Below are 15983 nucleotides of genomic sequence, written 5' to 3' on the forward strand. Positions count from 1 at the left end.
TATAGTCCTCTTAAGTTTGCTTTAAGGTGCGTCCTTCATGATGAAGACATCAAAGCAAACGACAACGACGAAGCGGCAAATTAGCCGAATGAATCGAAGGAGGGCATCATCCATGAATTCATACGACGATAAGGAAACAACGCAATCTGACGCTCAGGGTAAAGAGTCAACCACCTACACATACGGTCCCCACCAGTCGGCGATGGACATGAAGTCGAATTACGAGAGGCAGCTTGAGCTGCTTCAGGCCAGCGGTTATTTGCCGGAGGAGCCAGGCGACGGGAACCATGAACCTAAGCATGGTGGCAGACGCAAACGGAAGGGTTCGCCGACAGCAATGCTGGCTGCTTTTCTAGTAGGAGCCGTCGTCATTGGCGGGTTCATGTATACAGCAGACCGCAACAACTTGTTTACCGGCGGTACCGAAACGGCATCTGTCACGCACGTAGCTGATAAGGGCAATGCAGGTGCAGGGGTGAAAACGGCGTCTACTTCGGTGGATCAGACCATCTCCAGCATTTACGCGAAAGCATCCCCGGCCGTCGTGAAGATTGAGAATTATGCAGCGCCGAAGCAGCCTTCCGGCAGAGGCGGAGCGGGATGGCCGTTCGGCGGCGGCATCTTCGGACAAGACGAGGGGCAGGGATTGAACCAGCAAGAGAATCAGGGACAGCAAGGTCAGCAAGGTCAGCAAGGTCAGCAAGGACAAGGTCAAGGGACGAATACCTCTGATCTTCAACTGACCGGATCGGGGACAGGCTTTATTTTCGACAAGGCGGGCTATATTCTTACGAATGAGCACGTCGTATCGGACGCCGCCCAAGTAAAGGTGACAGTGGAAGGACATGACGAGCCGTTTATTGCAACCGTTGTTGGAGCGGACAAAGACCATGATTTGGCGGTGCTGAAAATTGAAGGCGGAGGCGATCTGACGACATTGCCAATCGGCAACTCCGACGAAAGTGCTATTGGCGACTGGGTCATTGCGATCGGCAACCCGTATGGCTTTGACCATACGATGACGGTGGGCGTATTGAGCGCTAAGGAACGTCCGATTACGATAGCGGACGAAACCGGCAATCATGTGTACGAGCATTTGCTGCAGACGGACGCATCCATTAATCCCGGCAATTCCGGCGGACCGCTGCTGAACGCCAGGGGCGAAGTGATTGGCATTAACACAGCCGTCAATTCGGAGGCTCAGGGTATCGGCTTCGCGATCCCGACTAGCACAATTAAGGATGTGCTCAAAACCATTATGGGGAGCAATACATTATAATTAGGCATCATTATTAATGGTTGAATATCATTCGGCAAGAGAGGCCGGTACCGGGGGAATTCGCCTCGGAGCCGGTCTTTTCTCATTGTGGTGAATACAGGGGATATTCGCAGCGAATCCTTTGCCATAGCCGGGCAAAAACTATATAATTAATTCCGGGCTTTTCATCGCAATAGTATTGCTTTTTCAGTGCATGTGGATTACGATTTTGCTAGCGTATTACAAGCTGAAATAAATGTCGAATCTTGATTTTGTGATTTTATAGGTTTGTGGAAGCGGCAGCCGGACGGTCTGCTGCTGAACGGAGCCGCAGGGCTGGAAGCGCGATAGAGCTTGGTCGGACAAGCGCAGCTCCGGAAGTCTATATAGTCGTCAATGGAGCGGGAATTCCTTGGCGGTATTGTCGCCCCTATGTTGGAGCCGCGGCAACAATCCGTTCAAACGGAAGGTTTGGAGGAGTAATAGTGAATCTACTGGAAGCTCGTCTCGCCCGATTAGCGTTAAAAGGCGATCAACGGGCGTTTGCTGAGCTTGTGGAGCTGTATCAAGATAAATTGTTCCATATGGCTTATCGCATGCTGAATAACCGCCAGGAGGCGGAGGACGTCGTACAGGAAACGTTTTTGCGCGTCCACAAAAATTTGGAACGTTATGATGAATCATTGAAATTCTCGACCTGGATCTACCGGATTGCTACAAACCTGTGTATCGACCGACTGCGGAAACGCAAGCCGACTTACTCGCTGGATGCCGAATCCAATGATCACGAGGGGCTGGACGGCTACTCGATGATTCCAAGCGACAACCGGACACCGGAGTCGGAGATGCTGCTCTCCGAGACGCAGCGTATTATTCACGAAGCGATCGATTCGCTGGCGCCGAAATACAAGACAGTCATGATGCTGCGCTATATTCAGGAATTGTCGCTGCAGGAAATTAGCGATGTGCTGGATATGCCGGTAACGACGATCAAAACGCGGGTTCACCGCGGCAGGGATTTTCTGCGGAAGAAACTGGAGCATAAGCTGTAATTTCTAATATTTTAAAAAAGTGAAACATCCTGTTCGGCGCAACGTATCCTACTAATGAGAAGAGCTTATGCGCGAGCAAACGAAAGAAAGGACTGGCTGATATGGAATGCAACGTCGCCATAATTGGAATGCATGATTATTTGGACGGCGATCTGCCGCGCGAGGAAGCGCAGCAACTACAGGCTCATTTACGCTCATGTCCTTCGTGTATGGCCCGCTTTGAACAGCTGGAGAGAACCGAGGCGTTATTATATAACGCGTTGGAGCATGCGCCGGCAATTCCTGCCTATGATCAGGCAGCTTCAGCGAAGCTGACTGAACGAATAATGTCACAACTGCCGAAGGAGAAGATTACGCGGCAAAATCGACGCGGAGCGTTGCGCTACCTGTATAAATATCCGGGTCTAGCGGTCGCGGCCCTATTCGTAGTGGTGATGCTTGGCAGCTTCATCTCGATGTGGCAGCAGGATTCCAAGCTCGTCATATCGGGCGAAGGTGAAGTTCTTCAGCAGGTCGTTATCGAAGGCAAGAAAGTGACGATACCTGAAGGTGTACATGTGAAAGGCAATTTGATCGTTGAGAATGGAGAGGCCGATGTAAGAGGCGAAGTGGAAGGCAATGTGACCGTCATCGACGGCTCGCTTAACCTCGCTTCGACAGGCTACATTACCGGTCAACAGCGAACGATCGACCAAGCGCTGGATTGGTTCTGGTTTAAAGTGACGCAATCGTTCAGCGGATTGGCTTCTTAATGTCAACTGCCTCCCTTGAAGGGGGCAGTTATTTTTTTTCTTTCAAAAAAAAGGATTTCCAAACCCAATTCTAGAAAATAATAAGGTTGTTAAGTTTCGCATTTGATTTTAGAAGACAGCATATAGGGCGAGACTGATATAGCCTATATAATTAAAAATAGTGGCTGTCGGTTGTTTGGGGGTTTTATATTGAGCTACTTTACCGATTTGAATTGGAATGATTGGGTTAAAGACGTTATCGATGTAGGTATTGTCAGCTATATTATCTATAAAATGATTTTGCTCGTACGGGGAACGAGAGCCGTTCAACTGCTGAAGGGGATATTCGTCCTTGTCGCAACCTGGGCGATCAGCACCTGGCTGAATCTGTATACGCTGAAATGGCTGATGAATCAGATGTTTACGTTCGGCGTCGTCTCTGTGCTTATTATTTTTCAGCCGGAGCTGCGGCGCGTGCTGGAGCAACTGGGACGGGGCAAGCTGTTTGCCCGAACGTCATCGTTGGAGAAAGATGTCGTCAGCGATCAGATTGAAGGCGTCATGCGGGCCGTGCAGACGATGGCGAACCGTAAGGTTGGCGCGCTGATCGTATTCGAGCGGATGACGGGCGTCAATGAGCTGATTGAATCCGGCATCCAGATGGAATCCCGCATTACGTCGGAGTTGTTAATTAATATTTTCACACCAAATACACCGCTTCATGACGGAGCGGTTATTATACGGGGCAATCAGATCATGGCGGCCGGCTGTTATTTGCCGCTGTCGGAAAACCCGTTTATCAGCAAGGAGCTTGGCACGCGTCACCGGGCAGCTATCGGAGTGAGCGAGGTCAGCGATGCGGTTGCGGTTATTGTGTCCGAGGAAACGGGACAGGTTTCCCTTGCATTAAATGGTATGATCGTGCGCGATATCAAGGAAGAATCGCTGATCTCCAAGCTGTACGAGGAACTGACGCCGAAGCAGAAGGAAGCGGGCAAGGAGCAATCGGCCTTCTCCTTCTTGAAGCGGAAAGGGGGTCGCAGCGATGGATAAGTGGCTGAGCCATCCGACGGCGCTGAAGGTGCTGTCGGTCATTATTGCGCTGCTGCTGTGGGCAGTCGTCCATTTCGACCCGGAGAAGACGCCTGCAACGGTCACGTCCAGTCTGGATACGAAGGCCTATGAGGCGCAGTCTGTCATCCCCGTTGGACTGGATGAGGAGCATTACGCGCTGGTGAAGCTGGAACCGACGGTCGTCCGCGTCGTCGTGGAAGGACGCCGGGCCAACTTGCTGGGCTTGAAAGATGAGAATATTGTACTTAATGTCGATTTAAGCGGCATCAAGGAAGGCGAGCATGTGCTTCCGCTGACCTATAAATTGCCGAAAGGCATCGAGCTTGTCGAGATGTCGCCAACAACGGTGACGGTTGAGCTTGTCGAGATTCAGACGAAGGCATTTGATCTTGGGGTCAAAATCGAAGGTACGCCTGCGAATGGTTATATAACGGGTACACCTAACTTTGTGACGACGGGCGGCGGTCAGGTCAAGGTCACGCTTCCGAAAGAAGAGATGGCCATTGTTGGGGCTGTCAGCACGAGCATCAGCGTAGAAGGTGCGGAGAAGACGGTCGAGGAGAAGAAGTCGAAGATCGTCGTCTACGATACGGAAGGCCATCCGATGGAGCATGCCGTTATTAATCCATCGACGGTTGCGGTAACGGTGCCGGTGACGCCGCCGTTCAAGATGCTGCCGCTGCAGCTTAGCTATACCGGTACGTTGCCGGACGGACTTAGTATCTCGGCCGTCAAGCTAGAGATGGATAAGGTAGCTGTCTACGGTGACCAGAAGCTGCTTGATTCGCTGCAGTTTTATAAAGGGGTAACGTTAGATCTGTCGAAAATCAAGGGTACTGGAACCTACAAGGCGAAAGTCACTGCGATCGATGGCGTGAAGATGGTAGAGCCGAACGAGATCAACGTTGAAGTAACGGTAGTTGATTCCGAGACAAGAACCTTGAGTCGCAATATCCAGCTGGAAGGATTAGCTGACGGACTCGAAGCAACCGTTACGGCTGAGTCGGAGGGCGCATTCGCATTCGATGTGCTTGGAGCGACTAACGTGCTCGACGCGCTGAAGACGGACGATATCCGGCTGAGTGCAGATCTTAGCGGATTAGCGCCGGGTACGCATACGGTTGAGCTGAAGGTTGTCTTGCCGCGTTTCGTGCAGCTTGCCGGCGGGACACTTACGGTGACGATAGAAGTTAAGGATAAATCGGTAAGTACGGGAACGGACCCGACGGGAGAGCCGGGCCATCCGACCGGTCCGCCGACGGAAACGCCGGACGGACAAGGTACGCCGCCGCCTGAAGAGACTGCGAATTCAGGGAATTCGGGCGGCGGAGGGAATACGAATACGCCGGAGGATGAAGGCCACGAAGGGCCAGGCAATAGCGACGGAAGCAACAATAATTCTGCCAATAAAGGCGTGTAATTGACACGCCTTCGAAGGCTTGCTTTGACGCGCGGCATGTTCATCCATTACGATAGATGACAATATACTTGCTTACATTCAAACAGAAGGAGAATTACAATTATGGGGAAATATTTTGGAACCGACGGTGTGCGCGGCGTGGCAAACGCCGAGCTTACACCTGAATTAGCTTATAAAATTGGCCGCTCTGGAGGCTATGTACTTACTGGACAGGCGGATAAGCCTACGGTTGTAATCGGGCTGGATACGCGGATTTCAGGTCCGATGCTGGAATCTGCACTTATCGCAGGCTTGCTGTCCATTGGTGCCAGTGTCGTAAGACTGGGCGTCGTGTCGACACCAGCAGTGGCTTACATTACACGTGAATTGAAGGCGGATGCAGGCGTTATGATCTCTGCTTCGCATAATCCGGTACAGGATAACGGCATTAAGTTTTTCGGCGGCGACGGCTTCAAGCTGTCGGATGAAACCGAGCTTGCGATTGAGCAGCTTATCGATGCTGAGACTGATGAACTGCCGCGTCCTGTGGGCGGCGATATTGGCTCTGTATTCACGGATGAGGATGCGAAATACCGTTATTTGAACTACCTGAAGACGACGATCAAGGGCGATTTTGCCGGTCTGAAAATCGTACTCGACTGCGCAAACGGCTCCGCATATGAGCTGGCGCCGAAAGTGTTCGCAGAGCTTGGTGCAACGATTATTACAGTCGGTGCGGAGCCCGACGGACGCAATATCAATGAGGGCGTCGGTTCGACGCATCCGGAATATGTTCGCGAGCAAGTGCTGGCGTATGGCGCTGATTTGGGCTTGTCCTTCGACGGCGATGCGGACCGTCTAATCGCGATCGACGATCAAGGCGAGGAAGTGGACGGTGATTACATTCTGGCGATTTGCGGCGATGCGCTGAAGCGGGCAGGCAAGCTCAACGGTGAGACCGTTGTGACGACCGTTATGGCCAATATCGGTTTCTTTAAAGCAACGGAGCGAATTGGCTTGAAAACAGCACAAACGGCCGTAGGTGACCGTTACGTCATGGAAGAAATGCGCCGCGGCGGATTCAACCTGGGCGGCGAGCAGTCCGGCCACGTTATTTTCCTTGATCACAATACGACAGGCGACGGCATTCTGACTGCCTTGCAGCTCGTGGACACGCTTGTTGCGTCGGGCCGCAAGCTGAGCGAGCTGAAGACGCTGATGAGCAAGTATCCGCAGGTGCTCATTAACGTTCGTGTGGCTGATAAGAGCTTGTACGCAGGCAATGAGGCGATCGCAGCGGCTGTAGAATCGGTGGAAACGGAGCTTGGCGACAATGGCCGCGTACTCGTTCGTCCATCTGGTACGGAGTCACTGATCCGCGTTATGGCGGAGGGTCCGGATAAGGACCAGATCGAAGGCTATGTTGCGCGTATCGTTGACGTCGTGAAGCAGCAGCTCGGTTAAGTATTAACGGGCAATACCGTTAATGAAGTGTAGGATGCCGCCGCCTTGCCGGGTGCAAGGCGGCTTTTTTCACGATGGCGGGAAGTGCTTTAAGACTACGTAAAACGGACTGCAGCCCTGTTTTTATGGACATGTTCGTTAGTGGGCGCCAAACTAAGCCTAAAGTATAGGTTGCGAAATGAGTCGAAAATGAATATGATAGAACATATCATTCCAGCAGGAAAGCGAGGACAGAGGTTACAACTTGTAAGATAAGCGCCAGAGCTTGCGTGATGAGACGGTTCGATTCTTGAGAATTCGGTTGATGAATCAAGAGAGGGACGTCCATACGGGAAGCTGACGAGGTGAAGGTGTTCGAAATTTCGGCGGGGACCTTCCGGTTATTGCAGACCAATCGAAAGCCGACAAGCAAAAGAATTGGGCGACCGATTCCACAAACTTGCGGCAGGCTGCTCCATAGTTTTTTATTTGAGGAAGACAACATTAGCTCCCGTATGTCTACGATGCCGCTTGCGAAGCGGGCATGGGCAGAAGGGTTGCGCATTGCAGATGCAGACTTGCATAATAATGACAACCGAATAGCGCTTGTGCTGCGCATAAGCTGGCATCCGTACGGGTAATCATACCGATAACGGAGGTCTATATAATTATGTGTGGTATTGTTGGATATATTGGTAAACGCGACTCTCAGGATATTTTGATCGAAGGACTTAAGAAGCTGGAGTATCGTGGTTACGATTCTGCAGGCATTGCTGTATTTACGAGCAACGGCCTGGAAATTTCGAAATCGAAAGGCCGTTTGGCGAATCTGGAGGATAAACTCCGCACGGTGCCGCTTGCTGGTTCTGTTGGCATCGGTCACACACGCTGGGCGACACACGGCAAACCGTCTGACGTGAACTCGCACCCGCATACCGACAATTCAGCGAAATTCTCGGTCGTGCACAACGGTATTGTCGAGAACTACCTGGACTTGAAGGATGAGCTGATTGCGAAAGGGCATAACTTCGTATCGGAGACGGATACGGAAGTTATCTCCCACCTGGTTGCGGATGAGTATGACGGCAACATCGTTGAAGCCGTACAACGTGCGGTAAAACGGATGCGCGGCGCTTACGCGCTGGGCGTTCTATCTGAATTTGAACCAGAGAAGCTGGTTGCGGTTCGTTTTGCAAGCCCGCTCGTTATCGGGATCGGGGAAGGCGAGAACTTCATTGGCTCTGACATTCCAGCCATTCTGGAGCATACTCGCAACGTCTATATTCTAAACGACGGTGAAATGGCTGTATTGACACGTGATGCTGTCGAATTGATGACGACCGAAGGCGAATTTATTTCCAAGGAAATATATCATGTCGATTGGGACCTCGTCACAGCGGAGAAAGCCGGATTTGATCATTTTATGCTGAAGGAAATTTACGAGCAGCCTAAAGCGTATCGCGACACCATGCTGGGCCGCATCGCGGACGACGGCAAATCCGTTAACTTGAAAGAGCTGTCGATGACAGCGGATTACATCAAGTCGATTAACAAAGTGCATATCGTCGCTTGCGGTACCGCATCTCATGCCGGTATGGTCGGCAAGACGGTTATCGAATCACTGGCTCGCATTCCAGTGGAGACGGATGTTGCATCCGAATATCGTTACCGTTCGCCAATCATCACCCCGGAAACGCTCGTTATCGTTGTGAGCCAATCAGGCGAAACAGCTGATACACTTGCTGCGCTGCGTGAAGCGAAACGCAATGGCGCTCGTGTACTCGCGATTACGAACGTAGTTGGCAGTTCCGTTGCCCGCGAAGCGGATGACGTGATCGTAACTTGGGCGGGTCCTGAAATCGCCGTAGCTTCGACAAAAGCATACACGTCGCAGTTGATCGCATTCTACCTGTTCGGTCTGCACTTGGCAGGAACACTGGGTACGAAGCCTGAGAGCGAGATCGAAGCGATCATTACGGCAATGCATGATTTGCCAGAGCAAGTAGAAAGCATTCTGGAGCAATCGGCTGTACTGAAGCAAGTAGCGGAGTCGATCTCCTCGCATAAAAACCTGTTCTTCATCGGCCGCGGTGTCGACTATGCAGTCGCACAAGAAGGCTCGCTGAAGCTCAAAGAAATCTCGTACATTCACTCCGAGGCTTACGCGGCAGGCGAGCTGAAGCACGGCACGCTGGCGCTGATCGAGGATGGCATCCCAGTCATCGCACTCGTGACGCAGGAAGAGTTGTATGAGAAAACGCTGAGCAACATTAAAGAGGTTAAAGCGCGCGGCGCTCACGTACTGGGTATCGTGAACGAAGGCGCTCAGAAGGAAGTGGGCAAATCCGTAGATGAGCTGTTCGCGATTCCACGGACGCTGCCTCTGCTGACGCCGGCCCTGTCGGTCGTGCCGCTGCAGCTCCTGAGCTACTACGCCTCGCTCGCGCTTGGGCATGACGTTGATAAGCCGAGGAATTTGGCGAAGAGTGTTACGGTGGAGTAGTGGATAATAAAGTAAGTAACTGATAATAGAAGTCTGTAACTTATCTATTGGGGCTGTCCAAAAAGGGGAAGCCCGAGTGAGAGAATCCCATAATATGTGCAAAAGAACCTTCAAACCACGAAGAAAGTGGATCTGAAGGTTCTTTTTACGTGAATGTTATAAAAAGTGGGGGCTAATTTTTTTGGAACTGCTTTTGGGACAGCCCTTTTTATTTCAGGGTGTTGTATTTAAAAGTTAATGACCGATGGAGTACATGTCTAAATGGATTTTAAAGGGTCTTAACAGTTATAGGCTGTAGATGTTCTTAAGATTTAAATTAAGCCTTCTAAGGAGAGTCTAAAACCCTCAAACAATTAACCTCCTAAATGAAATGTTGTTCAACATACGGGTAGGGATTTTCTGATATATGGTATTATTATGTTTTGCTAAAGACTTAAATACTCTTGTTATCGAGAGGAGAAACCATTTGAAAAGGAAATAACCATGATCATAGAAATAAAGACAAAAAGCAAAAGCTCTCTTAGGTCTTGGAGCAAGTTAGTCCTCCTATTCTTTTTGTAAGGGGCAAGATAACATAAAAAACAAATGTTATAATGAGTACAATCTTTTGAAAGAAGCCGAGGAGTGTTGTAATGGAAGATAATAAGTATCCAGAGAATTACTTTGAACACTACATTTTTAGTTTTTCTAGTACGAGTCAAACACTAGATAAAACTGGTTTCGAGAATTTAGCAAGGTTGTACATAGATATTGAAGGCTCTGACACATTTTCAGAATTGATAAAAGAAATTCAATTGATTAAAGAAAATGATGATTGGTCTTACTTTGAAGAGGTAGCTAGAAATTTTGAAATAAAGGACTTATCTAATGATAAACTAAAGGAAATGGCTGAAGTAGCAATAAAAGTATCTATAGATATGAACTATTGAAATTTTGTGTAAATGGAGAGTTAGCAGCACTGAGCTAACGGGATGGAAAGTTTATTCGTGCTACACAGTTGTCGACTTTCTGGTGAGCAGGTCTCAGCGCGACAATAACCCGTTTGACCACAATAAGCAGTTTACGTTGTAAGACAAAGGTATAATTAATATTGTCTAAATTACATAATTGAGAACAGATGTCTGATCGAAAGCGTGCTTGTCGTTCTGACTTAAAAGGGAAGAACTGCTGCCATGTGATGATTCCAGAGCCAGGAGATCTGCCTGTTCTGACAACACTGCTGCTACGGGAGATAGGAAGGTGTTAGAAGAACCGTCATAATTCTAAAGTAAGGAGGTATTCCAATGACCTTGCAGCAATTGAAGTATATTCTGACCATCGTAAGCTGCGGCTCCATTAGCGAAGCGGCAAAAAGACTGTTTATTTCGCAGCCGAGCTTGTCCAACGCGGTCAAAGAACTTGAGGCGGAAGCCGGTATCGAAATTTTTCTTCGATCGTCAAAGGGGATCGTGCTGTCGAGCGACGGGGCGGAGTTTCTATCCTATGCTAGGCAAGTGGTGGAGCAAGCCGAACTTCTCGAGCAGCGGTACATGAATCGTAAGCCTTCGAAGAAGCTGTTCTCGATCTCCACACAGCATTACGCCTTCTCTGTGCAGGCATTCGTCGGATTGCTGAAGGAGCTTAATGTGGACGAGTACGAGTGCACGCTGCGCGAAACGCGTACCTACGAGATTATCGAAGACGTACGGAATATGAAAAGTGAGCTTGGAATCATCTATATGAGTGAATTCAATCGAAAGGTGATTCAGAAAATATTAAAGGACAACGAGCTGTGGTTTCACCCGCTGTTCCAAGCAGAAGCGCATGTATTCATCAGTGAGGAGCATCCGCTTGCCTCTAAGTCCCTGCTGGATATCGAAGATTTGGTCGACTACCCTTTCCTGGCCTTCGAACAAGGCGACTACAATTCCTTCTACTTTTCGGAGGAAATTCTAAGCACCAGAACGAATAAGAAGAAAATACTAGTCAGTGACCGCGCCACGCTATTCAACCTGCTGATCGGGCTCAATGGATACACGATTAGCTCGGGCGTACTGAATAAGGATCTTAACGGAGAGCAAATCAAATCCGTAAGGCTTCGTACGGACGAGAGCATACAGGTAGGTTACATCGTGAATCAGAAGGCGAGCTTGAGTCAGCTGGCCGCAGCCTATGTTCTGAAGCTCAAAACGGTCATTACGGATTTCGGTTATCCGATCATAAAACAAGAGGATGAGCTCGTTTGAGCTCATCCTCTTGTACGTTATTACAGTGTTGCCCGTACTTCTTTAGCTGCTTGAACGAGATTCTTCAAGCTTGCCCACGTTTCTGTAACACCACGAGTTTTCAGTCCGCAGTCCGGGTTAACCCACAGCTTGGAGACCTCGATTTTGTCCAGCATGCGATCAAGTCCTTGTTTAAGCTCTTCGACGCTTGGAATACGAGGCGAGTGAATGTCGTATACGCCTGGTCCGACTTCAGTACGGAAGCCGCATTCGTTAATCGCATCGATGATAGCTAGATCCGAGCGCGACGCTTCGAACGTAATAACATCGGCGTCCATCGCATCGATATCGCGAATGATGTCGCTGAACTGGCTGTAGCACATATGGGTATGAATTTGCGTTTCGGCTGTAACACCGCTGTGAACCAGTCTGAAGGCAGGAATCGCCCAGCTCAAGTACTCGCTCTGCCAGTCGGAATGACGCAATGGAAGCTTTTCTCTTAATGCCGCTTCGTCGATCTGGATAATTTCGATACCGTTGGCTTCGAGATCGAGTACTTCGTCACGAATCGCAAGACCGATTTGAAGAGCACTTTCCTTCAGGCTAATATCTTCGCGAGGGAACGACCAGTTGAGGATCGTTACCGGACCCGTCAGCATGCCTTTGACCAGCTTGTTAGTACGGCTTTTCGCGAACGCCGAGTATTCTACAGTCATTGGCTTGCTGCGGCTAATGTCGCCCCATACGACTGGAGGTTTTACGCAGCGTGTTCCGTAAGATTGTACCCAGGCTTTCTCTGTGAAAATAAAGCCATCCAAGCATTCACCAAAGTATTCGACCATGTCATTACGCTCGTATTCACCGTGGACGATAACGTCAAGTCCGATTTCTTCCTGTTGTGCGATGCACTCTGCGATTTGGTCAAAGTTGAATTGCTTGTATTGTTCCTCAGTGATGCTGCCTTTCTTGAAGGCTGCACGGTTTGCACGGACTTCAGCCGTTTGCGGGAACGAACCGATCGTCGTCGTAGGCAGCGCCGGCAAATTGAATTTCGCTTTCTGAATGGCTTCCCGCTCAGCGAACGCAGGTAATCTCGTGAAGTCGGCGTCCGTCAAGCCCGCCACTCTCTTTTGTACCGAATTATCGTTCGTGAGACGCGATACGGTGAACAGCTTCTCATTCTCCGTATAAAAAGCGGAGGCTTCCGGACTTGCTTGCTCCAGAATCGACTTGAGTTCTGCAAGCTCGCTCAGCTTTTCTTCTGCGAATGCAAAATATTGCTTATTCGCCGCTGTCAGCTTCGTTTCGTTTTTTATCGTATATGGAACATGAAGCAGAGAGCAGGATGTGCCGAGCACGACTTGGCTTGCATGCTTGCTGATCTCTTGAATGAGAGCAATCGTCTTTTTATATTGGTTTTTCCAAATGTTCTTGCCGTTAACTACACCAGCGAACAGCACTTTGTCGTTTGCGAAGCCATGCTTGCGCACCAGGTCCAAAGACTGCTTGCCCTCTACGAAGTCGATACCGATTCCGTCGAACGGCAATGTTTGAAGCAATGGATAGCAGTCACGAATGTCTCCGAAATACGTTTGTGCGACAACTTTTACGCTGCCTTTAGCGGAGAGGATGCCGTTATAAAGCTCAGTGAACAGCGAGATATCTTCAGCAGTCAAATCGGTTACGAGCGCAGGCTCATCCACTTGAAGCCATTCTGCGCCAAGCGTGTTCAATTGGTTCAGAACTGCCGTATAAGCTTCGACAATGGCAGGCACGAAATCTTTCGCTGTCTTCGAGCCGGTGAATCTTGCGAGCTTGAGCAGGGTGAATGCGCCAATTAGTACGGGCTTGGTTGTGATGCCCAGTTGTTTTGCTTCCGTAAATTCATCGAACAGCTTCGAGCCTTCCAGACGGATGCTTGTCGAATCGTCGATTTCAGGAACCATATAGTGATAGTTCGTGTTGAACCATTTTTTCATCGCCAGCGCTTTAACGTCGCCTTTGTCGCCTTGATAGCCTCTCGCCATTGCGAAATACGTCTCCAGCGGGCTTAGGCCGAGCGCCTGATATCTTTGCGGAACGATTCCAAGCAAGACAGCTGTGTCGAGTAGTCCGTCATAAAAGGAAAACACGTTGGACGGAATGAAATCGACGCCGTTCTCCTGCTGAAGCTTCCAGTGTGCCGCTCTAAGCTGAGCCGCCGTTTGCTGCAGTTCCTCTACGGGAAGTACGCCTTTGAAGTATTTTTCGGATGCAAATTTAAGTTCTCTAAGCGAGCCAACTCGCGGATAACCGATAATGGATGTTTTCAATTGTAACAGCTCCTTGTGTGATATGTTGTTTTCATTATAGGGTCTGGAAGGTGCTATCAATAAATACTTAAAAACTATATAGAGATATAGTTTTTTGCTATGGCGACAAACAAAAAACAGTTAGAGCTAAAAGAATTATTTTTTGGAGAGCTGGTCCGATGATGAATGACATTGTAAAAATCTATTCAAATGAAAAGGCACCGCTCCGCGCCTTTTTTCTTGTATACTTTAAGTGACACGTCGTAAGGGTGAAGACAGGCAGGAGTAGTAACGAAGTAACAACTAAGGAGCGTACAATATGGATTCAATATTATTTATTGCAACATGGGCAATTGTTGGGATTTTTATTGGTGGGGTAATCGTGCTTATAAAAGCGAAATTCAAGAAATAAAAGATAAGTCTGCCATAATCCCGCCATCGAAGATAGAGTCTGGAAAGTATTTGAAATGCTTTCTCGGACTCTTTTTTTTATGGGGATCCTTTTCTACCTTTCAAAAATGACAGCTTAATGTCATGAACTTCAATAGGGACTGTCCTTTGCGTTAATTATGGATTATTATCCGTTGGATTATTCTTGCTATCCTTTGTGCCTTACGAAACTGTATCTGAGACCATACTGATGCTCATGGTTAACTCAGACTTCTTATTCATAACCGTCATTCCATTCATCCTGTTATATAATGGAGAAAGAGGTTTAAGTAACAGATTTGCTAAGTATCTATTCTCCGTCTTTTATCCTTTGCATTTGTGGATTTTAAAAACAGCGGAATTCATATGGTAGACAGGTATGGCCTAAAGTCCTGATGAGAATAAATCATTGGGACTTTATTTATATCTAGAATGAATTAAGATGTATGTTATGCTTAAAATAATGCGGTAATTCCAACATTAGAAGGGGAGAAAGTTTTGAACAAAAGAATAAAAATCTATTTTAACTTTGCTTTACTTTTAGTTTCTTTAATATTAGGAACGAAAGTAATAATGAATCAAATTGAAATAACCTCTTCTAATAAAAAGGTAGATAAGATATTTAATGAATTTAACGAGTGTAAAGAAACAACGATATTCCCTCCTAATGCTTCTGGAGATGCAAGTTATTATGTAAACGCATGTGATACAAAGTATATCGTTACATTTAATAATGGGAATATGATAGTGAAACAACACGATTTCGGCATGGGTAGAACTATGGTGTTGAATAGAATAATTGTGGAATACTAATATTGCAGGCTTAGTTTTGGTCTTTATTTGCGATATTCTACGAAACTTGTAAGAAAGACGAAAGGGTGAGGATTCATTTATGGAAGCTAACGTATTAGAACGTTTACCGGAACCGATCATTTTAAAAAGGCTAATGAGAATTCAAGCAGCTCTAAATATTATTCTTTGTCAGGATGAATGGCTTCGTTACCACAGCTTTGTTCCAGAGTGGGATGAGGGAGTTGGCATGGCAAAAATAGATAATGGAGCGGGTGATCATCTCCTTATTTTATTTTCCTCGGCAGGCTGTATAATAAAAGGCTTCGATCATGAATCTGAATTAAGCCCATATGCCCAAGATGAACATAAAGTATGGCAAGGGATTTATGATGATGCTCCAAAGGAATTGCTGTCTTTACTTAATGACGATGCAATTGAACAAGATGATGTGACGTTTTGCATTTGGCGTGAAACTAGTGATACGAACTGGCACAAAGGAAAAGTTGAAGTTCCAGAAGGAGCAAGCGATGGTACCGATTTTCTAATCGGTTGTATATTCCATACACCTGAGGATTTTGCGGAATTCGCAAAAGGTTATTTTGAATTATCGCTATCATTAGATATTGTTGCAAAAATTTATGATGATGCCCCCATTACGGCAGAGATGATCAAGTTGTTAAATCCCGACTGTGATGTAAAGGAAGTTCTTCAAGAATTGAAGTCATTGCACTTATAGCGGAAGGATCAATGATTAGACTAACGGAGAACATTAATTTCACGATAATCAGAAAATACCCCCGAACAATT

At 47.9% G+C, this 15983-nt stretch carries 14 protein-coding genes; 13 read left to right on the top strand and 1 reads right to left on the bottom strand.

Features of this window, described 5'->3' with window-relative positions; all coding sequences use genetic code 11:
* Positions 1-37 precede the first annotated feature (37 nt).
* The 10 genes from IEX98_RS05795 (at position 38) to IEX98_RS05840 (ending at position 11685) form a co-directional block, all read left to right on the top strand.
* On the top strand, positions 38-1279 hold the full coding sequence (locus IEX98_RS05795) for a S1C family serine protease (protein ID WP_229692004.1): 1242 nt from the start codon (positions 38-40) through the stop codon (positions 1277-1279).
* 464 nt (positions 1280-1743) lie between these two features.
* Entirely contained in the window at positions 1744-2310 is a 567-nt protein-coding gene (gene sigW / locus IEX98_RS05800) for an RNA polymerase sigma factor SigW (RefSeq protein ID WP_188888006.1), read from the top strand.
* A gap of 101 nt (positions 2311-2411) precedes the next feature.
* Positions 2412-3062, top strand: a complete 651-nt coding sequence (locus tag IEX98_RS05805) for a zf-HC2 domain-containing protein (RefSeq protein ID WP_188888007.1) — start codon at positions 2412-2414, stop codon at positions 3060-3062.
* Between the two features lie 189 nt (positions 3063-3251).
* On the top strand, positions 3252-4094 hold the full coding sequence (cdaA, locus tag IEX98_RS05810; RefSeq protein ID WP_188888008.1) for a diadenylate cyclase CdaA: 843 nt from the start codon (positions 3252-3254) through the stop codon (positions 4092-4094).
* Positions 4087-5535, top strand: a complete 1449-nt coding sequence (locus IEX98_RS05815) for a CdaR family protein (protein ID WP_188888009.1) — start codon at positions 4087-4089, stop codon at positions 5533-5535. The genes cdaA and IEX98_RS05815 overlap by 8 nt, the downstream gene beginning before the upstream one ends.
* Positions 5536-5637: 102 nt before the next feature.
* Entirely contained in the window at positions 5638-6978 is a 1341-nt protein-coding gene (gene glmM, locus IEX98_RS05820) for a phosphoglucosamine mutase (RefSeq protein ID WP_188888010.1), read from the top strand.
* 344 nt (positions 6979-7322) lie between these two features.
* On the top strand, positions 7323-7598 hold the full coding sequence (locus tag IEX98_RS05825) for a hypothetical protein (RefSeq protein ID WP_188888011.1): 276 nt from the start codon (positions 7323-7325) through the stop codon (positions 7596-7598).
* A 29-nt stretch (positions 7599-7627) separates the two neighbouring features.
* Positions 7628-9460: a glutamine--fructose-6-phosphate transaminase (isomerizing) gene (gene glmS / locus IEX98_RS05830; protein ID WP_188888012.1), complete on the top strand. Its 1833-nt coding sequence runs from the start codon at positions 7628-7630 to the stop codon at positions 9458-9460.
* Between the two features lie 632 nt (positions 9461-10092).
* Entirely contained in the window at positions 10093-10389 is a 297-nt protein-coding gene (locus tag IEX98_RS05835; RefSeq protein ID WP_188888013.1) for a hypothetical protein, read from the top strand.
* A 354-nt stretch (positions 10390-10743) separates the two neighbouring features.
* Positions 10744-11685, top strand: coding sequence for a LysR family transcriptional regulator (locus tag IEX98_RS05840; RefSeq protein ID WP_188888014.1), 942 nt, complete (start codon positions 10744-10746; stop codon positions 11683-11685).
* Positions 11686-11705: 20 nt separating this feature from the next.
* Here the strand turns inward: IEX98_RS05840 and metE are convergent, their stop codons facing one another.
* Positions 11706-13976 carry a 5-methyltetrahydropteroyltriglutamate--homocysteine S-methyltransferase gene (gene metE, locus IEX98_RS05845; RefSeq protein WP_188888015.1) on the bottom strand — a complete coding sequence of 757 codons (2271 nt, stop codon included), beginning with the start codon at positions 13974-13976 and terminating at the stop codon, positions 11706-11708.
* 625 nt (positions 13977-14601) lie between these two features.
* Between metE and IEX98_RS29500 the strand changes: the two genes are divergently transcribed.
* From IEX98_RS29500 to IEX98_RS05860, 3 genes are all read left to right on the top strand, one after another.
* Positions 14602-14757 (top strand): hypothetical protein, encoded by a 156-nt coding sequence (locus tag IEX98_RS29500; RefSeq protein WP_374705328.1) that lies wholly within the window; start codon positions 14602-14604, stop codon positions 14755-14757.
* A 125-nt stretch (positions 14758-14882) separates the two neighbouring features.
* Complete coding sequence (locus IEX98_RS05855) at positions 14883-15197, top strand: hypothetical protein (protein WP_188888016.1); 315 nt, start codon at positions 14883-14885, stop codon at positions 15195-15197.
* Between the two features lie 79 nt (positions 15198-15276).
* Positions 15277-15912: a hypothetical protein gene (locus IEX98_RS05860; protein ID WP_188888017.1), complete on the top strand. Its 636-nt coding sequence runs from the start codon at positions 15277-15279 to the stop codon at positions 15910-15912.
* The last annotated feature ends 71 nt before the right edge of the window (positions 15913-15983 follow it).

Origin of the sequence: Paenibacillus radicis (ex Gao et al. 2016) (genome assembly GCF_014641555.1) — a bacterium.
GTDB lineage: Bacteria > Bacillota > Bacilli > Paenibacillales > Paenibacillaceae > Pristimantibacillus > Pristimantibacillus radicis.

What these genes read in the sequence shown, in the direction of transcription:
- glmS (WP_188888012.1), top strand. Translation starts at nt 7,628, where the DNA reads ATGTGTGGTATTGTTGGATATATTGGTAAACGCGACTCTCAGGATATT.
- glmM (WP_188888010.1), top strand. Translation starts at nt 5,638, where the DNA reads ATGGGGAAATATTTTGGAACCGACGGTGTGCGCGGCGTGGCAAACGCC.
- IEX98_RS29500 (WP_374705328.1), top strand. Translation starts at nt 14,602, where the DNA reads ATGGTTAACTCAGACTTCTTATTCATAACCGTCATTCCATTCATCCTG.
- IEX98_RS05835 (WP_188888013.1), top strand. Translation starts at nt 10,093, where the DNA reads ATGGAAGATAATAAGTATCCAGAGAATTACTTTGAACACTACATTTTT.
- IEX98_RS05860 (WP_188888017.1), top strand. Translation starts at nt 15,277, where the DNA reads ATGGAAGCTAACGTATTAGAACGTTTACCGGAACCGATCATTTTAAAA.
- IEX98_RS05815 (WP_188888009.1), top strand. Translation starts at nt 4,087, where the DNA reads ATGGATAAGTGGCTGAGCCATCCGACGGCGCTGAAGGTGCTGTCGGTC.
- IEX98_RS05840 (WP_188888014.1), top strand. Translation starts at nt 10,744, where the DNA reads ATGACCTTGCAGCAATTGAAGTATATTCTGACCATCGTAAGCTGCGGC.
- IEX98_RS05805 (WP_188888007.1), top strand. Translation starts at nt 2,412, where the DNA reads ATGGAATGCAACGTCGCCATAATTGGAATGCATGATTATTTGGACGGC.
- IEX98_RS05795 (WP_229692004.1), top strand. Translation starts at nt 38, where the DNA reads ATGATGAAGACATCAAAGCAAACGACAACGACGAAGCGGCAAATTAGC.